27 protein-coding genes and 1 other RNA gene are annotated in these 23,428 nt (G+C 72.9%); 18 read left to right on the top strand and 10 right to left on the bottom strand.

Annotated elements, in window-relative coordinates:
• Positions 1–48 precede the first annotated feature (48 nt).
• Positions 49–495, top strand: coding sequence for a MarR family winged helix-turn-helix transcriptional regulator (locus GWK16_RS08160; protein ID WP_170053438.1), 447 nt, complete (start codon positions 49–51; stop codon positions 493–495).
• A gap of 3 nt (positions 496–498) precedes the next feature.
• On the opposite strand, the gene GWK16_RS08155 is transcribed toward GWK16_RS08160, so the two are convergent.
• The gene (locus tag GWK16_RS08155) at positions 499–966 is read right to left on the bottom strand and encodes a YHS domain-containing (seleno)protein (protein WP_170053437.1); all 468 of its coding nucleotides are present in this window, start codon (positions 964–966) and stop codon (positions 499–501) included.
• Positions 967–1,063: 97 nt separating this feature from the next.
• On the opposite strand from GWK16_RS08155, the gene ffs reads away from it, so the two are divergent.
• From ffs to GWK16_RS08115, 8 genes are all read left to right on the top strand, one after another.
• Positions 1,064–1,156: signal recognition particle sRNA small type (ffs, locus tag GWK16_RS08150), an RNA gene on the top strand.
• Between the two features lie 49 nt (positions 1,157–1,205).
• A complete protein-coding gene (locus GWK16_RS08145) occupies positions 1,206–3,140 on the top strand; it encodes a DNA polymerase III subunit gamma/tau (protein ID WP_170053436.1) in 1,935 nt (644 codons plus the stop codon).
• 19 nt (positions 3,141–3,159) lie between these two features.
• Entirely contained in the window at positions 3,160–3,483 is a 324-nt protein-coding gene (locus tag GWK16_RS08140; protein WP_170053435.1) for a YbaB/EbfC family nucleoid-associated protein, read from the top strand.
• A 64-nt stretch (positions 3,484–3,547) separates the two neighbouring features.
• Positions 3,548–4,144, top strand: a complete 597-nt coding sequence (gene recR / locus GWK16_RS08135; protein WP_170053434.1) for a recombination mediator RecR — start codon at positions 3,548–3,550, stop codon at positions 4,142–4,144.
• Between the two features lie 221 nt (positions 4,145–4,365).
• Complete coding sequence (locus GWK16_RS08130) at positions 4,366–5,241, top strand: alpha/beta fold hydrolase (RefSeq protein ID WP_170053433.1); 876 nt, start codon at positions 4,366–4,368, stop codon at positions 5,239–5,241.
• On the top strand, positions 5,241–7,616 hold the full coding sequence (locus GWK16_RS08125; protein WP_170053432.1) for a spermidine synthase family protein: 2,376 nt from the start codon (positions 5,241–5,243) through the stop codon (positions 7,614–7,616). Before GWK16_RS08130 ends, GWK16_RS08125 begins: the two co-directional genes overlap by 1 nt.
• Positions 7,613–8,518, top strand: a complete 906-nt coding sequence (locus GWK16_RS08120; protein WP_170053431.1) for a protein-L-isoaspartate O-methyltransferase family protein — start codon at positions 7,613–7,615, stop codon at positions 8,516–8,518. The genes GWK16_RS08125 and GWK16_RS08120 overlap by 4 nt, the downstream gene beginning before the upstream one ends.
• Before the next feature lie 263 nt (positions 8,519–8,781).
• On the top strand, positions 8,782–10,008 hold the full coding sequence (locus GWK16_RS08115) for a S8 family serine peptidase (RefSeq protein WP_170053430.1): 1,227 nt from the start codon (positions 8,782–8,784) through the stop codon (positions 10,006–10,008).
• A 19-nt stretch (positions 10,009–10,027) separates the two neighbouring features.
• Here GWK16_RS08115 and GWK16_RS08110 read toward each other — a convergent pair whose 3' ends face one another.
• On the bottom strand, positions 10,028–10,240 hold the full coding sequence (locus tag GWK16_RS08110) for a hypothetical protein (protein ID WP_170052915.1): 213 nt from the start codon (positions 10,238–10,240) through the stop codon (positions 10,028–10,030).
• A complete protein-coding gene (argH, locus tag GWK16_RS08105) occupies positions 10,237–11,625 on the bottom strand; it encodes an argininosuccinate lyase (protein ID WP_338144431.1) in 1,389 nt (462 codons plus the stop codon). The genes GWK16_RS08110 and argH overlap by 4 nt, the downstream gene beginning before the upstream one ends.
• 31 nt (positions 11,626–11,656) lie before the next feature.
• On the opposite strand from argH, the gene GWK16_RS08100 reads away from it, so the two are divergent.
• The 5 genes from GWK16_RS08100 (at position 11,657) to GWK16_RS08080 (ending at position 15,577) form a co-directional block, all read left to right on the top strand.
• On the top strand, positions 11,657–12,241 hold the full coding sequence (locus tag GWK16_RS08100) for a TlpA family protein disulfide reductase (RefSeq protein ID WP_338144430.1): 585 nt from the start codon (positions 11,657–11,659) through the stop codon (positions 12,239–12,241).
• A 100-nt stretch (positions 12,242–12,341) separates the two neighbouring features.
• Positions 12,342–13,538, top strand: coding sequence for a hypothetical protein (locus tag GWK16_RS08095; protein WP_170053427.1), 1,197 nt, complete (start codon positions 12,342–12,344; stop codon positions 13,536–13,538).
• Positions 13,535–14,131 (top strand): protein-S-isoprenylcysteine O-methyltransferase, encoded by a 597-nt coding sequence (locus GWK16_RS08090; RefSeq protein ID WP_170053426.1) that lies wholly within the window; start codon positions 13,535–13,537, stop codon positions 14,129–14,131. Before GWK16_RS08095 ends, GWK16_RS08090 begins: the two co-directional genes overlap by 4 nt.
• Before the next feature lie 11 nt (positions 14,132–14,142).
• On the top strand, positions 14,143–14,799 hold the full coding sequence (locus GWK16_RS08085) for an alpha/beta fold hydrolase family protein (protein ID WP_170053425.1): 657 nt from the start codon (positions 14,143–14,145) through the stop codon (positions 14,797–14,799).
• Positions 14,800–14,863: 64 nt separating this feature from the next.
• The gene (locus GWK16_RS08080) at positions 14,864–15,577 is read left to right on the top strand and encodes a hypothetical protein (RefSeq protein WP_170053424.1); all 714 of its coding nucleotides are present in this window, start codon (positions 14,864–14,866) and stop codon (positions 15,575–15,577) included.
• Here the strand turns inward: GWK16_RS08080 and ccmI are convergent.
• From ccmI to GWK16_RS08045, 7 genes are all read right to left on the bottom strand, one after another.
• Positions 15,564–16,373 carry a c-type cytochrome biogenesis protein CcmI gene (gene ccmI / locus GWK16_RS08075; RefSeq protein ID WP_170053423.1) on the bottom strand — a complete coding sequence of 270 codons (810 nt, stop codon included), beginning with the start codon at positions 16,371–16,373 and terminating at the stop codon, positions 15,564–15,566. The genes GWK16_RS08080 and ccmI overlap by 14 nt on opposite strands.
• Positions 16,374–16,378: 5 nt before the next feature.
• Positions 16,379–16,882 carry a cytochrome c-type biogenesis protein gene (locus GWK16_RS08070; RefSeq protein WP_248291215.1) on the bottom strand — a complete coding sequence of 168 codons (504 nt, stop codon included), beginning with the start codon at positions 16,880–16,882 and terminating at the stop codon, positions 16,379–16,381.
• A 191-nt stretch (positions 16,883–17,073) separates the two neighbouring features.
• Positions 17,074–17,658 carry a DsbE family thiol:disulfide interchange protein gene (locus tag GWK16_RS08065; protein WP_170053421.1) on the bottom strand — a complete coding sequence of 195 codons (585 nt, stop codon included), beginning with the start codon at positions 17,656–17,658 and terminating at the stop codon, positions 17,074–17,076.
• Positions 17,655–19,613, bottom strand: coding sequence for a heme lyase CcmF/NrfE family subunit (locus GWK16_RS08060; RefSeq protein WP_170053420.1), 1,959 nt, complete (start codon positions 19,611–19,613; stop codon positions 17,655–17,657). The genes GWK16_RS08065 and GWK16_RS08060 overlap by 4 nt, the downstream gene beginning before the upstream one ends.
• A gap of 262 nt (positions 19,614–19,875) precedes the next feature.
• The gene (gene ccmE / locus GWK16_RS08055) at positions 19,876–20,391 is read right to left on the bottom strand and encodes a cytochrome c maturation protein CcmE (protein ID WP_170053419.1); all 516 of its coding nucleotides are present in this window, start codon (positions 20,389–20,391) and stop codon (positions 19,876–19,878) included.
• A gap of 74 nt (positions 20,392–20,465) precedes the next feature.
• Entirely contained in the window at positions 20,466–20,609 is a 144-nt protein-coding gene (gene ccmD, locus GWK16_RS08050) for a heme exporter protein CcmD (protein WP_168041936.1), read from the bottom strand.
• The gene (locus tag GWK16_RS08045; protein WP_408903905.1) at positions 20,606–21,409 is read right to left on the bottom strand and encodes a heme ABC transporter permease; all 804 of its coding nucleotides are present in this window, start codon (positions 21,407–21,409) and stop codon (positions 20,606–20,608) included. The genes ccmD and GWK16_RS08045 overlap by 4 nt, the downstream gene beginning before the upstream one ends.
• 106 nt (positions 21,410–21,515) lie before the next feature.
• Between GWK16_RS08045 and GWK16_RS08040 the strand changes: the two genes are divergently transcribed.
• The 4 genes from GWK16_RS08040 to GWK16_RS08025 all read left to right on the top strand — a co-directional run bounded on the left by GWK16_RS08040 (position 21,516) and on the right by GWK16_RS08025 (position 23,365).
• Entirely contained in the window at positions 21,516–21,809 is a 294-nt protein-coding gene (locus tag GWK16_RS08040; protein ID WP_170053418.1) for a YciI family protein, read from the top strand.
• A 157-nt stretch (positions 21,810–21,966) separates the two neighbouring features.
• Positions 21,967–22,389 carry an EVE domain-containing protein gene (locus tag GWK16_RS08035; RefSeq protein ID WP_170053417.1) on the top strand — a complete coding sequence of 141 codons (423 nt, stop codon included), beginning with the start codon at positions 21,967–21,969 and terminating at the stop codon, positions 22,387–22,389.
• A complete protein-coding gene (locus tag GWK16_RS08030) occupies positions 22,386–22,745 on the top strand; it encodes a Rieske (2Fe-2S) protein (RefSeq protein WP_338144429.1) in 360 nt (119 codons plus the stop codon). Before GWK16_RS08035 ends, GWK16_RS08030 begins: the two co-directional genes overlap by 4 nt.
• A gap of 248 nt (positions 22,746–22,993) precedes the next feature.
• Positions 22,994–23,365, top strand: coding sequence for a hypothetical protein (locus tag GWK16_RS08025; RefSeq protein ID WP_170053415.1), 372 nt, complete (start codon positions 22,994–22,996; stop codon positions 23,363–23,365).
• Positions 23,366–23,428 lie beyond the last annotated feature (63 nt).

The raw sequence follows: 23,428 nt of genomic DNA, 5'->3' as shown, positions 1-23,428 counted from the left end.
TATTTGCATATGCAAAGATTGTATCTGCATAGGACGCAGGAGGCCGCGATGCAACCGAAATCCACCCTCCGTCCCGATGCCGCGGCGCTGCTGGCCGTCTGCCCGGGCTGGAACAGCCGGCTTGCGGCGCGACGGATCAGCCAGGCAATGGATCGGGAGATGGCGGGGTGCGGGCTGACGGCCGCCCAGGTCGGCCTGATGGCGCAGGTGGCGGTGGCGGCGGACGACACGCTCGGCGCACTGGCGCGCCGCTGCGGGCTCGACCAGTCCACGCTGTCGCGCAACCTGCGCACGCTGGAACGCGACGGGCTGGTCGAGATCGTGACCGCCGAATCCGACCTGCGCCGCCGGGCCGTCTGGCTGACCGAGACCGGGCTGCGACGACTCGAGGCCGCGCTGCCGGCCTGGCGACGGGCGCAGGCGGCGCTGGCCGCGCAGGTCGACCCGGGCCTTGCGCAGAGGCTCGCGGCGGCGACCGCGAGCCTCGCGGAGTAGGGGCTATTGCACCGACAGCCGCGGCCAGTTGGCGTCGGCGCGCGCCACGCGGCCGGGGATGTCGCGTTCCCAGCGGCGCTTGATCGCCTGGTCGTAGTTCAGGAACAGCCGCCCATCGACGATCCGCCAGGCCTGGGGGTCGATCGGGGCGGTGTAGCCCTCGCTGACCGCGAAGGCGCAGAAGCCGCCATAGGCCGGGGCGTAGCGACCCGGATCGGCAGCGAACAGGTCCCGATTCGCCGCCGAGGCAAAGCGCCAGATCGCTCCGCGCCAGGCATGGGTGAAGGCGGGACTACCCGCGACGGCGCGGCCCTCGGCAAAATACGCGACGACATCGGTGCCGCGCACCGCGACGCCGTCCTCCGCATTCACGGCGGGGGCGGGCGCCTGCGCCATCAACCGGGTGCCGATCGGCACCGCGAGCGTGGCGCCGGGGACCATCCAGAGCATCGTGCGGCGGCTGAGGGCCATGGGGATCTCCTTCGATCCCGGTTTCGTTCCCGGCGCGGACACGGTTACGGCACCCCATTGGCGCGATGGCACCCCGGCATGATATGGTGCCCTCGGAAGGTCGGCGGCGGACGGGCTCCCCGCCAACCCGGTCAGGTCCGGAAGGAAGCAGCCGTAACGGGTTCTCGCCCGGGTCGCTTGCCGGCCTTCCACCCTTCAGCCACCCCGGCCCGGAGCGGCCGCGCCGCCCCAGGGACAGAATGGCCTCCGATCTCCTCGGCTTTCCCGCATCGAATGACAGCGACGCGGCAGCCGAGGAAGGCCTGCCGGAGCCCCCGGCCCCCGAAGGCCCGGGCCTGTTCGGCGACCCAGCCCCGGCCGCCGCCCCGCCACCCGCCCCCGCGCCGAAGCCCGTCGCCGCAGCGGCGACCGGCCCCTATCGCGTGCTGGCGCGCAAATACCGCCCGACCAATTTCGACGACCTGATCGGCCAGGAAGCCCTGGTCCGCACCCTGCGCAACGCCTTCGCGCAGGGGCGCGTGCACCATGCCTTCCTGCTGACCGGCGTGCGCGGCGTCGGCAAGACCACCACCGCGCGCATCATCGCTCGCGCGCTGAACTGCATCGGCCCGGACGGCAAGGGCGGCCCGACCGCGGACCCCTGCGGCGTCTGCCCCGAATGCCAGGCGATCCTGAAGGACCGCCACCCCGACGTGGTCGAGATGGACGCCGCATCCAACCGCGGCATCGACGACGTGCGCGAACTGCGCGAAGCGCTGCGCTTCCGCCCCGCCCAGGGACGCCAGAAGGTGTTCATCCTGGACGAGGTCCACATGCTGACCGACCAGGCCTTCAACGCGCTGCTGAAGTCGCTCGAGGAACCGCCGCCGTCGGTCACCTTCATCCTGGCGACGACGGAGCTGCGGAAGGTGCCGGTCACCATCCGCAGCCGCTGCCAGACCTTCTCCCTGCGCCGCGTGCCCGTCGACATGCTGCGCGACCATTTCGGCCGCATCGCCGAAAAGGAAGCGGTCGAGGCCGAGGGCGAGGCGCTCGGCATGGTCGCGCGCGCGGCGGACGGGTCGGTGCGCGACGGGCTCTCGCTGCTCGACCAGGCGATCGGGCTTGCCGGCGGCGGCAAGGTCACGGCCGAGGGCGTGCGCGACATGCTCGGCCTCGCCGACCGCTTCATGGTCTTCGACCTGATGGAAGCGGTGATGGGCGGGGACATCGCCACCGCCATCGGCATCCTCGACCGCACGCATGAGGTGGGCGCCGATCCGCTCGCGGTGCTGCAGGACCTCGCGGAACTCACGCATCTGCTGACGCGCTTCCGCGCCGCGCCGGCGCTGAAGGACGACCTCTCCCTGCCCGAGGCGGAGCGCACGCGCGGCTCGGCGCTCGCGATGCGTCTGTCGGTGCCGACGCTCGGCCGCGCCTGGCAGATGCTGCTCAAGGGCATCGCCGAGGTGCAGCAGGAAGGCGTGGACCGCCGCGCCGCGGCCGAGATGGTGCTGATCCGCCTCGCCCACGTCTCCGACCTGCCGACGCCGGGCGAGATCGTGAAGCGGCTGATGGCCGAAGGCGGCACCGACGCCGCGCCGCGGCCCAATCCCGGCGGCGGTGGCGGCGGTCCCGCGCTGCGTGCGATGGCCGGCGGGGGCGCCGTCGCGGCGGTCGCGCCCGTCGCCGAACCCGCCCTGCCGCAGCCACGCGAATGGCGCGAGGTCGTGGCGCTGGCCTCCGGCGTGAAGCCGCTGCTCCACGCCCACCTGCTGCACGATGTGCACCCCATCCGCGTCGCCCCGGGCCGCGTCGAGATCCGCCCGCGCCCCTCGGCACCGCGCGACCTCGCCGCGCAGCTCACCGCGCTGCTCATCGAGCGCACCGGCGCGCGCTGGACCGTGACCATCAGCAACGAGGGCGGCGAATCGACGCTCGCCGAGCAGGGCCGCAGCGCCGAGAGCGACCGCCGCGCCGCCGCGCAGTCCCATCCGCTGGTGCAGGCCATCCTCGCCGCCTTCCCGGGCGCGACGATCGAAGCGGTCCGCGACGCCACCGCCGACGATTACGGCCTGCCGCTCACCCCCGCCGCCGCGACCGCGGAACCGGACGACGGCGACGACGGCCGCGACTTCGCCCCGCCCGAGGCGGAATCCGCCTGGGATCCCGACGACCCCCCTTCCGACGACTGACCACGAGGCTGACGACCCGATGAAGAATCTCGGCAACATGCTCAAGCAGGCGCAGCAGATGCAGTCCCGCATGCAGGAAATGCAGGCGAAGCTCGAATCGACCGAGGTCGAGGGCGCCTCCGGCGGCGGCATGGTCAAGGTGCGCCTGACCGGCAAGGGCGACCTGCGCCGCGTCTCGATCGACCCCTCCCTGATGAACGCCGACGAACGCGAGGTGCTGGAAGACCTGCTGGTCGCCGCCCACGCCGACGCGAAGCAGAAGGTCGAAGCCACCATGGCCGAGGAGATGCAGAAGGCCACCGCCGGCCTCTCCCTGCCGCCTGGCATGAAGCTGCCGTTCTGATTTCCGCCGCGCGCAGGCAACCCCCGCCTGCGCGCGGCGAGCGCGACCCGAGCGCGCAACCGCGATGATCCCGAACGACCCCATCGAGCATCTGATCACGCTGCTGTCCCGCCTGCCCGGCCTCGGCCGGCGCAGCGCGCGCCGCGCCGTGCTGCGGATGCTGATGGACCCCGCCGAACGCATGCTGCCGCTCGCGGACGCGCTGACCGCCGCCGCCGCCGCCGTCCGCCCCTGCGAGACCTGCGGCAACCTCGACGCCCACTCCCCCTGCGCGATCTGCTCGGACCGCCACCGCGACCGCAAACTCGTCTGCGTCGTCGAAGGCGTGGCGGACCTCTGGGCCCTCGAACGCGCACACGCGCACCGCGGCACCTACCACGTGCTCGGCGGCCTGCTCTCGGCCCTCGGCGGGACCGGCCCCGACGACCTCTCCGTCACCCCCCTCCTCCGCCGCATCGAAGCCGAACACATCGAGGAAGTGATCCTCGCCCTGCCCGCCACCGTCGACGGCGCCACCACCGCCCACTACCTGACCGACCGCCTGAAACCGACCGGCACCACCGTCACCCGCCTGGCCCAGGGCGTGCCCATCGGCGGCGCCCTCGACGTGCTCGACGACGGCACGCTGGCGGCAGCGTTCAAGGCACGGCGGCCGCTGTGATGGGGAAGGGTGCGCCGCAGGGGGGCGCCGCCCCCCTGCACCCCCTGCCAAGGGCCGAAAGGCCCTTGGAACCCGATACTTGGGCGGTTGGAGGGAGGGGCTCGGAGCGACCGCTTGGCCCGGCGGTGCCGCGGAGCCCCTCCCTCCAACCGCCCAACTCATGGTGTCCAGAGGCCCTTAGGCCTTTGGCGGGTGGGTGCGGGAGGGCAGAGCCCTCCCGCGTGCCGACCTCCCCCATCCCGCGCCGCCTCGCCCTGATCGCCGCCGCCTGTGCCCTCGCCGCGCCCGCCGTGTGCGCCGCCGAGCTCGCGCGCTGGTTCACGACGAGTGACGGGGTGCGGTTGCGGTATCTGGAGGCCGGGTCGGGGCGGATGGTGGTGTTCGTGCCGGGGTGGTGCATGCCGGCGCGGATTTTTGAGCCGCAGATCGAGGTTCTGTCGCGGCGGTGGCGGGTGGTGTCGCTCGACCCGCGCGGGCAGGGGCAGAGCGAGGTGCCGCGCGGGGGGTATGAGCCGACGCGGCGGGGGCAGGACATCCGGGACCTGCTGGCGCATCTGGGCGGGGGGCGTGTCGTGCTCGCCGGGTGGTCGCTCGGGGTGCTGGATGCGCTGTCCTATGTCGATATGGCGGGGGATGGGCGGCTCGCGGGGCTGGTGCTGATCGACAATTCTGTGGGTGAGGGCACGCCGCCGCCGGCGCGCACGCGGCCGTCGACCTTCTTCACCAACCTGCGGCAGCGGCGGGACCAGACGGTGCGGGGCTTCGTGCGGGCGATGTACAGGACGCCGCAGGACGAGGCGTATCTCGATGAGATCTCGCGCCAGGCGCAGCGCATGCCTGTGGAGGCTTCGATCCGGCTGCTGTCCTATCCGCGGCCGCGGGAGTTCTGGCGCGACAGCCTCTATGCGGTGCGACGGCCGGTCTACTACGCGGTGACGCCGCGATTGCGGAACCAGGCGGAGCTCGTGGCGCAGCGGCATCCGCAGCCGACGGTCGAGGTCTTCGACGGCGCGGGCCATGCGCTGTTCGTGGACGAGGCGGCGCGCTTCAATGCGTCCATGGAAGACTTCCTCGCGCGCAAGGCGGCCTGGGCCTGATGCAATCCTTGTTTCCGCTGTTCCTGATCGCCGGCGCGGCCGTCGGCGTGGAGATCGCGCTCACCCGTTTCTTCGCCGTCGCGAGTTGGTCCGAGTATGGCTACTGGGTCATCTCGATCGCGATGACGGGCTTCGCCGTCTCGGGCGTGGTGATGGTGCTGGGGCGGGAGGCCTTCCTGCGCCATGCGCGCTGGCTGCTGCCGGGCTTGCCGGTGGCGATGCTGGCCGTGGGTGGGGCGGGCTGGATCGGCGCGACGCTGAACGGGTTCAATCCGCTCGAATTGCAGAACCCGGCGACGGCCGAGGGGCAGCTGGTGAACATCGCGCTGTATTACGCGGCGCTGTTTCCGTTCTTCTTCCTCGCGGGCCTGGCGGTGTCGCTGAACTTCGTCGTGCATGCGGGGGAGGTCGGGCGGGTCTATGGCTATGACCTGCTCGGCGCGGGCACGGGGGCGGTGCTCGCGCTGGTGCTGATGTTCGTGCTGCATCCCTTCGCGCTGGTGCCGGCGATGCTGCCGCTGCTGGCGGTGGCCGCGATGATCTCGGGCGGGACGCGCTGGCGCATCGCGGCGCTGGTGGTGCTGGCGGGGACCGAGGCGGCGGTGCTTGGCTTCGCCGCGCCGCGGGTGAACGAGTTCAAGCCGATCTACGCGCCGTTGAACGTGCCGGAGAGCCGCGTGGTGGCGGAGGTGCTCTCGCCGCGCGGCGTCTACCGGCTGCTCGACAACTTCACCGAGCGGCTGGATGTCGATGTCTCGAACAATGCGGGCACGATGGGCGTGCCGGCGCCGCCGCGGTCCTTCGGGCTGTATCGCGACGGGTCGCGCATCGCGGCGCTGCCGATGGGCGCGCCGGAAGCCGGGCACGCGCCGGCTGCGCTCGATGCCGCGCCCTATGCGCTGATCGACGGGCCGCGCGTGCTGGTGCTCGGCGGTGCGGGCGGCTTCCGCGCGGCGGAGGCGCTGCAGCTCGGCGCCGCGCATGTCACGGTGATCGAGCCCGAGCCGCTGTTGCGCCAGGCGCTGACGCAGGGCCTCGGCCCGGTGCAGCCGCTCGCGGCGGATGCACGCGTGACGGTCTCCGCGGCGCATCCGCTGACCGCGACGGGGCGCTACGACCTCGTGGACGTGGCGGGGGATTTCCTCGGCGCCGACGAGCAGAACCGCAACGTCTACACGGCCGAGGCGCTGGCGGGCTTCCTCGCGCGGCTCGAGCCGGGCGGGATGATCTCGGTGCCCGTCGGCATCCGCGAATTGCCGGTCTATGCGGTGCGCGTGCTGTCGACGGCGCGGGAGGCGCTGCGGATCGCCGGCGTGGCGGAGCCCGCGCAGCATGTCGCGGTGATCCGCAGCGCGTGGAATTTGCGCGTGCTGATCGCGCGCGAACCCTTCGACGCGGCGCGGGTCGAGCGCCTGTCCGCCTTCGCGGCGGAACGCTCCTTCGACCTTTCCTACGCGCCGGGCCTGCCCACGGAAGGGCGGGAGGTCTGGAACGATTTGCCGCCGGTGTCGCTGGAATCGAACACGGTGGAGCAGGGCGGCGACGCGCAGGACGCCGTCGCGCGGGAAGCCGCGCTGGTCCTCGCCGGCACGCCGCCCGAGGATGCCTTCGACCGTTCCCCCGTCACCGCCGACCGGCCCTGGCTGTCGCCGTTGGTGCGGCTGCCCTCGCTCGGCGCGGCGCTGGCGCGGATCGAGATCCTGCCGCAGCAGGAGATCGGCCTGCTGGTGAATGTTGCGGTGCTGGCGCAGGCGATCATTCTCGCGCTCGTGGTCTCGCTGCTGCCGCTCCTCGCACGCGGGGCGCTGCGCGTGCCGCTGCCGGTCCTCGGCCGCGCGCTGGTCTATTTCCCGGCGCTTGGCCTGGGCTTCCTGCTGATCGAGATCGCCTTCATCGAACACGCCGCGCTGCTGCTCGGCGACCGCACCTCGGGCTTCGCGCTGGTGCTGACGACGATGCTGGTCTTCTCGGGCATCGGGGCGATGTGGGCCGGGCGCGTCGCAGCGCATGGGCGGGCGCTGCGCATCGCCGTGCTGGTCTCGGTCGGCTGCGCGCTGCTGGCGCTGTTCGGGGTGCGCGGGGCGGTGCTGGCCGCGCTCGACTGGCCCTGGGCGGTCCGCGCGGCGCTGCTGGTCGTCGCGCTGGCGCCGATCTCGCTGGCGCTCGGCTTCCCCTTCCCGCTCGGCCTCGATCGCTTCCAGAAGGAAGGGGCGGGGCTGCTGCCCTGGGCCTGGGCGCTGAACGGGGCCTTCTCGGTCGTCGCGACGCCGCTCGCGAATCTGTTAGGTCACGGGGCGGGCCTGTCCTGGCTGTTGGCGGCCGCAATCGTTTGTTACCTTGGCGCCGGAATCGCCTGGCCCAAGGAACGCCCATGACGCTCTCCCGCCGTCCCCTGCTGCTTGGCGCGCTCGGCGCGCTGGCGGCACCGCCGATCGTGCGCGCGCAGGGGAACACCGCCTGGACGCGCGAGGCCTACCTGGCCGCGATGCGCGCCTCGGGCCGCGAGACCACCATCTCCGAGCAGAACTTCGCCGCCATCCAGGCGCGCAAGTCGGCGGCGATGCGGCGGATCGAATCCTACCTCAAGGCCCGCTTCAACGGCGAAGCCGACCCCGCCGTGCTGCGCGCCTTCGACCAGCTGCCGCGCGAATACTTCCACTGGAACTACGAAGGCCGCGCCAACGGCGCCTCCAACGCCTATGAGGCCGATCCGAAGCCCTGGGGCCTCGGCTACGGCTCGGCGCTGTCGGACTACCTGGGCCAAGCCTACATGACCCAGGCCTGCGCGCCGAAGCCCGAGCATGTGGTGCTCGAGATCGGCACCGGGTCGGGCTATCAGTCCGCGCTGCTGTCGCGCATCGTCGCGAAGCAGTACTCGATCGAGATCATCAACCCGCTCGGCACGGCCGTGCAGCGGATCTTCGCCCCTCTCGGCTACAGCAATGTCGAGACGCGCGTCGGCGACGGCTTCTTCGGCTGGCCCGAGGTGCAGGGCGGCTTCGACACCATCATCGTGACCTGCGCCGCGCAATACGTGCCGCCGGCGCTGATCCAGCAGCTCAAGCCCGGCGGGCGGCTGGTGATCCCGATCGGGCAGCCGTTCCGGCGCGGCCAGTTCCTCTACATCTACACGAAGGACGAGGACGGGCGGGTGCGCAGCCGGAAGGATGTCGGCGTCTACTTCATCCCGATGACCGGGGCGATGATGAACCGGCCGCGGCCGGCCGGGGCGCCGGAACCGGCGGCCGAAGCGAGGACGCCCGCGGCCTCGAACTGACGCCCGCCGCCGGCGGGCTCTGTGGAAATTTGTGCACGGGGCGCCCCCTGGCGCTTCCGTGATGGCCCGGGTCGTGGCGCCGTGGCGGCGTCATCCCCTATGAGTCCGGCATGGCCACGGGCAATGGCGGCAGGCGTTGCAAGGTGCGGATGCTCCTCGGATGCGCCGCCCTGTGGGGGTGGTCCGCCGTCCTGGCGCCCGCCTCCGGCGAAGACCTTCGCCGCGGCGGTCCCGACCTGGGCCCAAATCCGGGCCATATCCCCATGTCCCCGGCGCTGCAGCGGCGGATCGAGACCTTCTTCGGCGTCCGGCCGGCGCGCCCGGCATCACGCGACGCCCGTCCGCCGAGTGCGGGCCGCGCCGCGGCGCCGGTCCGGCGCGCCCCGGCCACGCGGGCGGATCTGGTCGCCCTCGGCGTCGGGCCGGAGGAGCTGGAACGCCTCCGGGCCGCGCGCTTCGCCGTGACGGGGGAGTACCCCGGCGGCCTCGCCCGGCTGCAAGGCCCACCCGGATTGGCGGAGGCCGACGCCCTGGCGCAGCTCAAGGACATCGCGCCGGCGGCGGTCGCCGACCGGAACCACCGCTACCGGCTCGCCACCGGGGAGGAACAGCCCGGTGCCGGTGACGGTGCCGCACCCGAACCGGCCTGCGCGCCGGATGCCGCACCGCTGATCGCCCTGGTCGATACCGGCGTCGATCTGCGCCACGCGGCGGTGGCGGCGGCCGTCGAGCATCGGGAAACCCTGCGCGGGCCCGGCCGGACCGCCGCGCGGACCGAACATGGCACGGCGGTCGCGGCGCGCCTGGTCGCGGCGCTGCCGGATGCGCGGCTTGCGGTGCTGGACGTGTTCCACCGCGACCGGCGCGACGAGGTGACGGACGCCTTCGACCTCGCCGCGGCGCTCGCCCGCGCGGCGGAGATCGGCGCGGCGATCGCCAATGTCTCGGCCGTCGGGCCGGCCAATGCGGTCGTCGATCGGGCCGGCGCCGAGGCCGCCGCGCGGGGCGTCCTGTTCGTCGCCGCCGCCGGGAATGACGGGCCCGAGGCGGCGCCGCTCTACCCGGCCGCCTATGCCTGGGCCGTGGCTGTGACCGCCGTGGACCAGGCGGGCGAGCCCTGGGCCCGGGCCGCGGCCGGGCCGCACATCGCTTTCGCCGCGCCCGGCGTGCAGGTGCCGCTGCCGGGGGGAACCGGCGGGCAGGAACGCCTCGGCTCCGGCACGTCCTTCGCGACGCCGGTCGTCACGGCGATGCTCGCGGCCGCCGGGCCGGCCCGGGACCACGCTGCGCAGGTCGATCGCCTGGCGCGGCGCGCGCGCGATTCCGGAGAACCCGGGCGGGACCCGGTCTACGGCTTCGGCGTGGTCGAGCTCGATGCCTGCGTGCTCCGGCGCCAGGCGCGGCCCGTGGCGTTGCCCGTCACGCCGCCGCGGCGCGACGGCCCGGGGCGCGTCGCCCTGCCGCGCGGCGGCGCCGCGACCCCGAACTAGGTCGCGGCGGCATCCCGCCTCAGCGCGGGGTCACCATGGTCGGCATCGCAGTCGGGCCGGTGGTCGGCGTCGTCGCCGGCGCCACGGTGCCGTCGGGGCGGCGTTCGGGCGCCGGATACTGGCGCGGATAGGTGATGGCCTCCTGCGGCCCGGGCGCGCGCACCGGGCCGACCTTGCCGCAGGCGGCCGCCAGCAGCACAAGGCCCAGCACGGCGAGCGCGGCGCGGCTCATGCGAGCTTCGCCTTCCACTCGGCCGCCATGGCCGCGACATTGGCCGGCGCCGTGCCGCCATAGGAGGTGCGCGACCGCACCGAGGCCGCGACCGACAGCACGTCGTAGACGCCTTCATGGATGCGCGGCTCGGCCTCGCGCATCTCCTCGATGGTGAGGCCCGCGAGGTCGACGCCGAGGCCCTCGGCCTTCGCCACCAGCGCGCCGGTGACGTGGTGCGCATCGCGGAAGGGCATCTTCAGTTCGCGCACCAGCCAGTCGGCAAGGTCGGTCGCCGTCGAGAAGCCCGCGCCCGCCGCGGCGGCGAGCCGCCCGACATCGGGCTTCAGGTCGCGCACCATGCCGGCGACGGCGGCGAGCACCAGCGTCATGGTCTCGGCGGCGTCGAAGACGCCTTCCTTGTCCTCCTGCATGTCCTTGAAATAGGTCAGCGCGAGGCCCTTCATCACCGTCAGCAGCCCGACCAGCGCGCCGACCACGCGCCCGGTCTTGCCGCGCACCAGCTCCGCCGCATCCGGGTTGCGCTTCTGCGGCATGATCGAACTGCCGGTGGTGAAGGAATCCGACAGCTTCACGAACCCGAAATAGGGGTTCGTCCAGATCACGATCTCCTCGGCCAGGCGCGACATGTGCGTCGCGCACATCGAGCAGGCAAAGAGGAACTCGGCCGCGAAATCGCGCGACGCCACGGAATCGAGGCTGTTCCGCGTCGGCCCGTCGAAGCCGAGCGCCTTCGCCGTCATGTGCCGGTCGATCGGGAAGCCCGTACCGGCCAGGGCGGCCGCGCCCAGCGGGCATTCGTTCATGCGCGCGCGGCAATCGCGCAGCCGCGACAGGTCGCGCGAGAGCATCTCGACATAGGCGAGGAAGTGATGGCCCAGCGTGACCGGCTGGGCCGGCTGCAGATGGGTGAAGCCCGGCATGACCGTGCCGGCGTGTTCCTCCGCGCGCGCGACGAGGGCGCGCATCACGTCCTCGATCTGCCCCGACAGCCCGTCGATCGCGTCCCGCACCCACAGCCGCACGTCGAGCGCGACCTGGTCGTTGCGCGACCGCCCGGTGTGCAGGCGCTTGCCGGCGTCGCCGATCGCGGCGGACAGCCGGGCCTCCACGTTCATGTGGATGTCCTCGAGCGCCTCGTCCCAGGGGAAGTCCCCCCTCTCGATGCGGTCGGAGATCTGGCCGAGCCCCCGGCGGATCGCCTCCTCGTCATCGGCGGAGATGATCCCCACATGCTTCAGCATCGCGGCATGGGCGAGCGAGCCGCGGATGTCCTGGCGCCACATCTTGCGGTCGAAGCCGATCGAGGCATTGATCGCTTCCATGATGGCGGAGGGGCCTTCCGCGAAGCGTCCGCCCCATTGCCGATTGGCGTTGCTGCTCACGTGCTTGTGCTCACCTTGGGGGGTGTCTTTCGTGCTGGTTCCGACGCGCCGTTCCGTCCTCAAGGCCGCCCCGGCGCTGGCGGCGGCGACCCTGATACAGGCGGGGCTTCCGGCCCGTCCAGCCATCGCCGCCCCGCACGGGATGAACCGCCTGCGGGAGACCGAGGCCGCGCTGCCCGACCTCACCTTCACCGATGCCGAGGGGCGGTCCAGGACCATGGCCGATTTCGCCGGCCGGGGCGTGGTCATCAACCTCTGGGCGACCTGGTGCCCGCCCTGCGTGGCGGAGATGCCGGCGCTGGACCGGCTGGCCGCCGCGCTGGCACGGGAGAACATCGACATCCTGCCGCTCTCCTCGGATCGCGGCGGTGCGCCGGTGGTACAGTCCTTCTACCAGCGGACCCAGGTCAGGAATCTCGGCGTCTGGCTCGACCCCCGCGGGGCGGCGGCACGGGCGCTGGGGGCGCGGGGACTTCCCACGACCGTGATCGTGGACCGCGGCGGGCGGGAACGCGCACGGCTGGAAGGCGATGCGGCATGGGACGCGCCGGAATTCCTCGCCCTCATCCGCCGGTTGACGGCGCGCGGGTCGGCCGAGCCCCTGCGCGGCGCCTGAGGACGCCCCGGGCGCGCGCATCGGAGGCCCGCTTCCGCCGGCGGGCCGTGCGAAATCCGTTGACAGGACGAAGCCGGTCGCGAAATCGGGGCGCACCAGGATGACCAGCGCGCCCCCAACCCCTCCCGTGCCCGTGCGCCGGCGCATCGTGCTGCACGTCCCGGGCTACGAACCGCTCGACGCCGCCGCCCAGGCGCGGCGGCTGGCGCGGACCGTCGGGCGTACCGCCACCTGCTGGGGGCTGCGCGGCGTCACCGGGCCGGCCACGGCCTCGGAGGACGGGGCGGTGCTCGCCTTTCCCGCCCGTCTGGTGGGCCCGGACTGGGACACCGAGGCCGAGATCCGCATCCTCGACTGGCATGATCTGATCGCGCGGGACCTCGCCGTGCCGCTCTGGTCGCGGATCGGCGGCGGGCTGGCCGCGCTGTGGGCCCTGCTGGCGGACGGGACGCTGGGACGCTACGGCCGGGCGCACTGGCGTTATCTGATGTTCGTCGCGCTGCCGGTCGCGCTGCTGCTCGGCGCCGTGCTGGGGGGCGTCGTCGCGGGCCGGCTGGTCGGCGGCTGGGCGGGCGTGGTGGCCGGGACGGCGGTCGCGGCCGGGCTGGTGATGCTGGCCGACCGGCGCGCCCATCTGGGACACCTGCTAGCGGACTGGGTCTTCGCCCGCGACCTGGCGCGCGGGACGCGTCCCGAGATCGCCGCGCGGGTCCGCCGCTTCGCCGCGGAGATCACCGCCGCCCGCCACCGCCGGGATGCCGAGGAAGTGGTCCTGAGCGGCCACAGCCTGGGCATGGTGCTGCTCGCCGAGGCGCTGGCCGCCTCGCTCGAGGCGGAGCCTGCACCGCCCCGCCCCGCACCGCGGCTCGCCCTCGTCGGGCTCGGCTCCTCCCTGCTCAAGATCGCGCTGATGCCGGAGGCGACCCGGCTGCGCGCCGCCGTCGCGCGCATCGCCGCGGCCCCGGGCCTCGCCTGGCTGGAGTACACCTCGCGGCGCGACCTCGTGTCCTTCCACCGCGCGGACCCGGTGGCCGTCCTCGGCCTCGCCGGACGCGGGCCCCACATGGAACGCATCCATCCGCGCGCCATGCTCGACAGCGGCACCTGGCGCCGCGTGCGGCGGTCCATGCTGCGCGCGCACCGCATCTATGTGACGGGAAACATGCGACGCTATTTCTACGACTGGGGCATGATCGCCTGCGGGCCGGGTGCGGTGGGGCGCGATACCGCGCCGGACCGGCTGCTCGGCGCCGACGGGGCCCTCGCCACCGCCGCCATCGGGGCCACCGTAGCGTGACGCCGCTTGCCGCCAAGCTGCTGCACGGCCTGTGCATGGTCGCCTGGTGGGTGATCCGCCGGCCCTTCGAGCGCAAGACGCAGCGCAACGTCATCTCTCACGACGCGATGGACATCCGCGAGAAGCTGCTGCTCGCCGTCTCCTTCGCCGGGCTTGGCGTGATCCCGTTCATCTACATCGCGACCGGCTTCCCGCGTTCGCTGAACCAGGATTTCTCGCCGCTCCGCGCTGTGTTCGGCCTGGCGCTCTTCGTCGCCGCGCTCGCGCTGTTCTACGCGACGCACAAGGCGCTCGGGCGCAACTGGTCGGTGACGCTGAAGGTGCGGGAGGAGCACGCGCTGGTGACGCAGGGCGTCTACCGCTTCGTGCGCCACCCCATGTACACGGCCTTCTGGATGTGGGCGATCGCACAGGCGCTGACGTTGCAGAACTGGCTGGCGGGCTTCGCCGGGATCATCGGCTTCGGCACGCTCTATCTGTTCCGCGTCGGGCGGGAGGAGGCGTTGATGCGGGCCACCTTCGGTGCCGATTGGGACGCCTATGCCGCACGGACACCCCGCGTCGTGCCGCTTACCCGACCGGGACGGGGCTGAAGGACGCCGGCATGCGGCATGTCATGGGCAAGCGCCGGCCTGTCTCGCGGCGCCTCCTGCTCTCGGGCCTGGCAGGCCTCGCGGCCGGCGGGTGCTCCCTGGGGGACGAGGACGAACCCCTCGCGGGCCAGGCCCGCGGCCGCGTGGTGTTGCTGCGGGGTCTCGCCAACGTCTTCTCGACCGGGATGGACTCGCTCGGGGAACAGTTGCGCGCCGCCGGCTACGACGCCTCGGTGCACAATCACCTCGATTGGCGGGATGCGGCGGAGGAGACGCTGGTCCGCGCCCAGGCCGGCGATCTCCCGCGGCCCTTCGCGGTGGTCGGCCATTCGCTCGGCGCCGACGACGGCATCCGCCTCGCCGCCCGGGTGGGACAGGCGGCGCGGCTGGCGGATCTGCTGGTCACCTTCGATCCGGTCCTCGTCGGGACCGTCCCGCCCGGTCCGGGCTTCGTGCGGAACTACTACCAGACGTCCGGCGCCTGGGGCCGCGGCCTGACGGCCGAACCCGGCTTCACCGGCGTCCTCGAGAACCGCGCCGTCTCCGGCGACAACCACTTCACGATCGACAAGGACCCGACCCTGCATCGCGAGGTCCTGGCGCTGCTCGAGGCGCAGCGGGCCCGCATGGGCCTGGCACCGGCGCGCCGGCGGCGCCCCATCTCCTGAATTCCGCCACGATGCCGCCATCTCGGACAGGCAACCAATGGGCCTGGCCCGCTTTACGATCCGTATGACCAACGATTGTCCGATCCCTCCCCGCCGGGCCGTCCTGGCGGGATTGCTCCTCCTCGGTGCCTGCGGACCGACGCGGCTCGCCCCGCTCGCCGGGCCGGCCAAGGGCCGGGTGATCCTGCTCCGCGGGCTGGCGAACATGTTCTCGACCGGGCTCAACACCATGACGGCGGAGCTCCGCCAGGCGAACTACGACGCCAGCGTGCACAACCACGTCGAGGGACGGCGCCTGGTCGAGGAGACGGTGGCCGCGGTCAATGCCGGCACGCTGCCGCGGCCGCTGGTGCTGATCGGGCATTCCTTCGGCGCGGACGAAGTGCTGCGCATGGGCGGGATGCTCGGCGCCGCGACCGTGCCCGTCGACCTCGTCGTCACCTTCGATCCCACGGTGGTCGGCACCGCGCCGCCCGGACCGAAGCGCGTGGTGAACTTCTACCAGGAACGCGACCCGCTGAGCCGGAGGGTCGAACCGGCCCCCGGCTTCGACGGCGTGATCGAGAACCGGCTCGTGGAAGGCGAATCCCACCTGTCGATCGAGAAGGCGCAGCGCCTGCATGTGGAAGTGCTGACGATGATCGAGGGCATCCGCCCCGCACCCGCGCCGCCCCCCGTCGTGACGCCGCTGATCACCGCCCCGCCGCCGCCGCTCGCGCGGCCGGCGCGCCTGCCCCTGCCGCCGCGCCCCCCGGCAGGCCGCGTCAGGGCAAGCTAGACAGCCGCTGCGTCAGCATCGCCCGCCAGGGCGCATCCGCCGGCGTATCGGCCAGCAGCGCCTGCCAGGCCGTGCGCGCGGCCTCGGGCCGGCCGGCCTGCAGTTCCGCCAACCCGAACAGGAAGCGCAGCCGCGGGTCGTTCGGCGCCTCGCGCAGCCCGCGTTCGATCCACGGCATCGCGGCAGCCGGCGCGTTGCGTTCGATCTCGGTCTCCGCGACCTCTCCGGCGAGGCCCGGGTCGAAGCGCGCGTCCAGGGCGCGGCGCCAGGCGGCGATGGCGGCATCCGGCCGCCCGCGCGCCCGCTCCGCATTGCCGAGCAGCACATAGCCCTGCCAGGCCTGCTCGCTGCGCGGGTCGAGCGCGGCGAGGCGCTCCCGCAGCGTCGCGAGCAACCGTTCGTCGCGCTGCTGCGCCTCGGCCCGCATCGCATAGGTCGCGGACGGCATCCCCGGCGCGCCGCGCAGCAGGTAGAGCCCCACCCCCGACGCCACGATCAGCGGCAGCAGCACCAGCGCGGCCATCGCGCCGCGCGCCGACCGGGTCTCGCCTTCCGTCTGCTCGGCGGCCGCGATCAGCCGGCGCTGCACCTCCAGCGTCGCTGCCCGATGCCCGGCCTCGTCCAGGCGCCCGACCTCATTCTCGCGGTCGAGTTCGGCCAGCTGGGCGCGATAAAGCGCGATGTCGGCCTCCCGCCGGCCGCGCGCGGCCCGGGGACGCAGCAACGCGACCGCCAGCGGCAGCAGGGCCGCGAGCGCGAGCAGGACCAGCGGAATCCAGATGATGAAATCTTCCATGAGCCTCAGGCGCCGCCGCCATCCAGGTCCGCGAGACGCCGCCGCTCCGCCTCGGTCAGCGGCGGCGGCTCCACCGCACCGGCCCGCCGCCGGCGCGTCAGGATCACCGCCAGCCCACCCCCGAAGGCGATCACCGGCATCGCCCACAACAACGCCGTCACCGGATTGAAGGGCGGACGCAACAACACGAAGTCGCCGTAGCGGTCATGGACGAAGCGCATCACCGCGGCATCGTCGTCCCCCGCCTGCACCCGCTCCCGCACGATGCGCCGCAGGTCGCGCGCCAGATCCGCATCGCTGTCCTCGATCGACTGGTTCTGACAGACCATGCACCGCAACTCGCGCCCGATCTGCTCGGCACGGGACTCCAGCCCCGGATCCGCCAGGCGATCCTCCGGCCGCCCCACCGCGCCGAAGGCCGGACCGGCCAGGGCCACCAGCAGCGGGAGGCAGGCGAGGATGCGGCGGAGCGGGGAGGGCCCTGCCCTCCCCGGAACCCCACCGGCCAAAGGCCTAGGGGCCTTTGGAAACCGATACATGGGCTGTCGGAGGGAGGGGCGCGGAGGTGCCGAGGAGCCCAGCGCGCGCGCCATGCCCCTCCCTCCGACAGCCCATCTCATGGTGTCCAGAGGCCTTTCGGCCTCTGGTGGGGGGAGGTCCGGAGGGGGGCAAAGCCCCTCTCCGGCATCCGTCGCCATCCTCACGCGTATCTCCGCAGCAGTGGCCGCAGGTCCTTGTCCAGGACCTCGGGCGTGATCGGGCCGGCGAAGCGCCAGCGGATCAGGCCCTGGCGGTCGATCAGGTAGGTTTCGGGAACGCCGTAGAGGCCCCAGTCGATGGCGACGCGGCCGGGTTCGTCGGTGCCGAGCTTGCGGAACGGGTTGCCGTGGCGTTGCAGGAAGGCCTGCGCGTCGGCGGGTCGGTCCTTGTAGTTGATGCCGAGGATGGTCACGCCGTCCCGCGTCAGGCGCATCAGCTGCGGGTGTTCGACGATGCAGGGCACGCACCAGGACGCCCAGAAATTCACCAGGATCGGGGCCGGGAGGGGCGGGCGCAGGTCGGCCACGGTGACGGGCGGCAGGGTGCCGAGCGGTGGCAGGGTGAAGTCCGGCGGCTGGCGGCCGAGCAGGGCGGAGGGCACGCCGCGCGGGTCGTACTCGCCCGTCTGCAGGCCGCGCAGCATGACCCAGAAGCCGGCGCCGGCCGCGGCGGCGAGGCCGAGTGGCGCGTAGAGCATCCAGCGACGGCCGCGCGCGGGCGGCGGGGTGGCGGGCGTCTCGCTCATGCCGGGACCGTGGCGGCCTTGGGCGCGGGGGCCGCGACGCGCATGCGCCGGTCGGAGAGCGAGAGCATCCCCCCGAAGGCCATGGCGAGCCCACCGAACCAGATCCAGGGCGCGAAGGGGTTGTGGTGCAGGCGGAGCACCGCGGCGGTGCCGCGCTCCTCGCCGAGCACGGCGTAGAGGTCGCGCAGCGCGTTGGTGTGGATGGCGGCCTCGGCGGTGGTCTGGTTGTCGACGATGAAGGTGCGGCGTTCGGGCGTCAGGACGGCGATGACCTTGCCGTCCTGCAGCACCGTCACGGTGACGCGCCGCGCACGGTAGTTCGCGCCGGTGACGTCGGAAAGCCCGTCCATGCGCCATTCATAGCCGGCGAGGCGCGTGCTCTGGCCGGGCTCGAGTTGCACCAGCGTGTCGGTCGCCACACCCATGCCCGCGACGCCGGCGATGCTGATGCCGACCGCGCCATGGGCGATGGCCGCGCCCCAGGCGGCGCGCGGCAGGGCGATGGCGCGACGCCAGGCCTGCGCAGGCCGGCGGAAGAGCCCGGTACGGTCGGCGATGTCCGCCGCCGCGCCGACCACGAGCCAGGCGGCGAGCGTCATGCCCAGCACCGGCCACACCGGATATCCCGCGACGACGAGCGCGAGGAAGCCGATCACCAGCGCGGCGACCGCCGCCCACCACAGCCGCTGCAGCGCCGCCCAGAGATCCGCGCGCTTCCACGGCAGCATCGCGCCGATCGGCATCGCGATCACCAGCGGGATCGCGAGTGGCGCCGTCGCCGTGTTGAAGAAGGGCGGGCCGACCGAGATCTTCGCCCCGGTCAGGATGTCCGCGAACATCGGCCACAGCGTGCCGGCCAGCACCACCGCAGCGATCGAGCAGAGCAGCAGGTTGTTCAGCACCAGCGCGCCCTCGCGCGAGATCGGCGCGAAGATGCCCGTGGGCGACAGCCGCGGCGCGCGCCAGGCGAACAGCGCGAAGGCGCCGGCGACGTAGACCATCAGCAGCGCGAGGATGAAGATGCCGCGCGACGGGTCGTTCGCGAAGGCATGCACGGAATTCAGCACGCCCGAGCGCACCAGGAAGGTGCCGAGCAGGCTCATCGCGAAGGCGAGGATCGCGAGCAGCACGGACCACACCTTCAGCGTGTCGCGCTTCTCCACCACGATCGCCGAATGCAGCAGCGCCGTGCCCGCGAGCCAGGGCAGCAGCGAGGCGTTCTCCACCGGGTCCCAGAACCAGTAGCCGCCCCAGCCGAGCTCGTAATACGCCCACCAGGAGCCCATGGTGATGCCGACCGTCAGGAAGCACCACGCACCCAGCGCCCAGGGCCGTACCCAGCGCCCCCAGGCCGCGTCCACGCGCCCTTCCAGCAGCGCCGCCAGCGCAAACGCGAAGGTCACCGCATAGCCGACATAGCCGAAGTAGAGCGTCGGCGGATGCATCGCGAGACCCGGATCCTGCAGCACCGGATTGAGCCCGCGGCCGTCCATCGGCGGCGGCCAGATGCGCGTGAAGGGATTCGAGGTGAACAGGATGAACAGCAGGAAGCCGACCGCCACCCAGCCCAGCACGCCGATCACCCGCGCCTTCAGCGCCGTCGGCAACCCGCGTCCGAAGGCCGCCACCGCCGCGCCGCAGACCGACAGGATCAGCACCCACAGCACCATGGACCCCTCGTGGTTCCCCCAGGTGCCGGACAACTTGTAGATCAGCGGCTTCGCCGAATGGCTGTTGGCGACGACATTCGACACCGTCGTGTCGTTCACCAGATACGCCCAGGCCAGGCAGCCGAAGGCCGTCCCGATCGCCACCAGCTGCCCGAAGGCCAACGGCCCCGCCGTCCCCATCAGCCGCGCATCACGCCGCTCGGCTCCCACCACCGGCAAGACCGACTGCACCACCGCCAGCACACAGGCCAGCGCCAGCGCGAAATGACCGAGCTCGGGGATCATGCGGGGGTGCTCCGGAGACTGCGGTGAGACCGGGGGCTCCGCCCCCTGGACCCCCGCCGGGGAGCCGACAGGCTCCCCGGGCCCCTCCATGAATGGGCCTGGGGGCGGGAGGGGCTCAAGGGCGCAGTCGACGCGAAGGGCGCGTCATGCCCCTCCCGCCCCCAGGCCCATCGGAAGCGAGGGTCCGGGAGGCCTTCGCCTCCCGGCGGGGGGTTCGGGGGGCTGGCCCCCCGCTCACCCGCGGCCAACGGCGCCACCCGCATCATCCCCCGCTCCGGCCTTCGGGCTGGCGTGGGGCGGTGTTCCAGGATGCCGCGGGTGGCGCGGCGCCTTGGGCGGGGTTCCAGTGGCCGGCGCGGCGCAGGGCGTCGGCGACTTCCGGGGGCATATAGGTCTCGTCGTGGCGGGCGAGGACTTCGCTCGCGCGGAAGGAGCCGTCGGGCTGGAGTTTGCCGAGGGTGACGACGCCCTGGCCTTCGCGGAACAGGTCGGGAAGGACGCCGGAATAGGTCACGGTGATGGCGCTGGGGCCGTCGGTGACGCGGAAGGTCGCGCTGGGGCGGCCGTCCGCGCCGGTGTGGCGTTCGACGCTGCCGGCCTCGACCAGGCCGCCCAGGCGGAAGGCGCGCTCGCCGGGCGGGCGCTGGGCCAGCACGTCGGAGGGCGAGAGGAAGAAGACCAGGTTGTCCTGGAACGCCGTCAGCGTCAGCGCGGTGGCGGTGCCGAGGCCGAGGCCTGCCAGGAGCAGGATCATCAGCCGGCGCTTCTTGCGGGTCATGGGGTCTTATGCCTCGGGGGCCGGGGCCCGGGCGATATCAAGGGCCTGGGTGTCCCGCGTTGACGCAGCGCAAGTCATGGGCGGTCCCCGCGCGGATCGAGTTCCGCGAGCAGGCGCTTCGCCGCGCGGTGGCGGGCCGCGGCGCCGATCGCGAGCCCGCCGAAGACCGCGAGGGTGAGCGCGTAGGAGATCGCGACGTGCCACCAGTGCAGGGTCATGCCGCGGCCCCTTCCTCGCGCCGCGCGCGGGCGAGCTGCAGGGCGCGGACGCGGCGTTCCATCACCGCCGCGCGGGTGCGCGCGAGCACGACGGCGGCGAAGAGCAGCGTGAAGCCGAGTGCGCAGACCAGCAGGGGGTAGAGGATGTCGACATGCATCCCCGGCGCGTTGAGCCGCGTGACGGAGGCCGGCTGGTGCAACGTGTTCCACCAGTCGACCGAGAACTTCACGATCGGCACGTTCACGAAGCCGACCAAGGCGAGGATGGCGCCGGCGCGGGCGCCGCGCTCGGGATCGTCGAAGGACCGCACGAGCGAGGCGTGGCCGAGCCAGAGGAAGAACAGCACCAGGACCGAGGTGAGGCGCGCATCCCATACCCACCAGGTCCCCCACATCGGCTTGCCCCAGAGGCTGCCGGTGGCCAGGCACAGCGCGGTGACCGCGGCCCCGACGGGGGAGAGTTCGCGCGCGGTCAGGTCCGCCAGCGGATGCCGCCAGATCAGCGACATGACCGACAGGACCGCGAGGCCGGTGTATCCGCCCATGGCCAGCCAGGCCATCGGGACGTGGACGTACATGATGCGGACCGTCTCGCCCTGTTGCCAGTCGGCGGGGGAGAGCACGAGGCCCCACACCAGCCCCACACCGAGGACGAGCAGGGCGGCGGCCCAGAGGATGGGCATGAGCCGCCCGGTCGCCCGCAGGAAGCGGCCGGGATTGGCGAAACGATGGAGGCTCCGCCCCCCGGGGTTCGGCCGGGCGGCGGTGGCTCCGGTGCCGGCGTTCAGGCGTCCATCCACGATCCCCCAATTAGGGGAAAGGCGCGGGTTATTGAAGCGGTGCGCGGGCGGCGTTACGTCGGCAGGGGATCGCGACGCCCCCGGACCGGGGCCGCAGGGGGTGGGAATGCTGTTCGCCGTGACCATCGAGGACAAGCCCGGCATGGGCGCGACGCGGCGCGCCGTGCGGGCGGCGCATATCGAATGGCTCGAGAAGCACCGGGAGATGCTGGTCCTCGCGGGGCCCATCATGGATGGGGCGGGAAACTCGATCGGCTCGGTCCGGGTGATCGAGGCGCCGGACCGCGCCGCGGTCGAGGCCCTGACCGAGGGCGACCCCTTCGCCAAGGCTGGCTGCTTCGGGCGCGTGTCGATCAACCCCTACCGGATCGTCTTCAAGGACGGGGCGAAGGCGGAGTGAGCGCCGCCACCGCCACCCACGGGCGGCCCGCCGAAGGCAGGCCGGGAGCGCACAGCGCGACCGCGCCCAGACCGGCCATGGTCGCCGGCACGACATCACAGGGCGCGAAGGCAAGGCGGCCGGATGGCCGCCGCCCGCCGTCTGAGGGACAAGCAGAATGACCAACTACTGGCTGGTGAAGTCCGAGCCCGACGCCTTTTCCTGGGACCAGCAGGTGGCGAACGGCGTCGAGCCGTGGACGGGCGTGCGCAACCACATGGCCAAGGCCAACCTGGCCGCGATGAAGAAGGGCGACCGCGCCTTCTTCTACCATTCGAACATCGGCAAGGAGATCGTCGGCGTCGTCGAGGTGGTGCGGGAAGCCTACCCCGACCCCAGCGCCGACCCCGGCAGTCCTTGGGTCTGCGTCGACATGAAGGCGGTCGGGCCGATGCCGAAGCCGGTGACGCTCGCGGAGATCAAGCAGGAGCCGAAGCTCGAGGGCATCGCGTTGGTGCGCATGTCGCGCCTGTCGGTGATGCCGATCTCGCCCGAGCACTGGAAGCTGCTGGCCAAGATGGGCGGATGGAAGGGCAAGTGAAGCAGCAGGTGGCCGAGCGCGTGCTCTGCGCGCTCGAGGATATTCCCGACGGCCAGTCCAAGGGCTTCCCGGCCGCGCCTGGCGCCTTCACCGGGCTGTTCGCCGTGCGGCGGGGGCAACGCGTCTGGGTCTACGTGAATTCCTGCCCGCATATCGGCGTGCCGCTCGACCCGGTGCCCGACCGGTTCCTCGATACGAAGAAGCAGAACATCGTCTGTTCGACGCATGGCGCGCGCTTCCGCATCGAGGACGGCTTCTGCACGAGCGGTCCCTGCTACGGGGAATCGCTCGAGCCGGTGCCCCACCGCGTCGATGCGGAAGGTCGGGTGCTGGTGCCGGAGGATGCGGGGCTCTGATGGTTTGCGCGGCACCGGCCCGCTCCCCCACCCGACCACCCATCCAGGATACTGTCGTTGGGTGGCCGGGTGGGGGAGCGGGCCGGTGCCGCCTGCGCCCAAGGCGCGCAATCCTCTCGCCGCCATCGCTTCGCCACGCCTGCCGCGGCTTCGCCGCGATCGCCTTCAAAGCACCTTGCCGGTGCCCCGGCGCGGTCGCGACCGGGCGGTCAACTCCTCCTTGCGCTCGGACCAACAAGGAGGACCAGATGCGCCAGATCTCCCGGACCACCCTTCTCGCCACCGGCCTGATGCTCGTCACCGGCGCGGCCTTCGCGCAGGGCGGGACGCAGCAGCACGCGACCGGCGGCAGCACCGCGGTCCAGGCCCAGCCCGCCACGCCCGCCACACCGGCCAGCCCCGCGACCCACGCCACGCGCCCGGCGACCCCGGCGACGCCCGCCACCCCGGCCCAGGCGGCCCGCCCGGCCACCCCGGCCAACCCCGGCGGCGCCAGCGCCGGCTCGGTCCATCGCCCGGCGACGCCGGCCGCGCCGCAGGCCGGCCAGACCACCGCGCCGCGCACCGACCAGCGCAGCCAGACGACGCCGACCGCGCCCGCGACGACGCGCACCAACTGACCAGCCTGCCCATCCCATCCTGAGCCTGCCCCGCCCGTCCGGCCTCTCGCCGGGCGGGCGGTT

The organism is Neoroseomonas marina (assembly GCF_012927745.1).
Taxonomy (GTDB): Bacteria; Pseudomonadota; Alphaproteobacteria; order Acetobacterales; family Acetobacteraceae; genus Neoroseomonas; species Neoroseomonas marina.
This window is presented reverse-complemented; position numbering and strand designations above follow the sequence as displayed.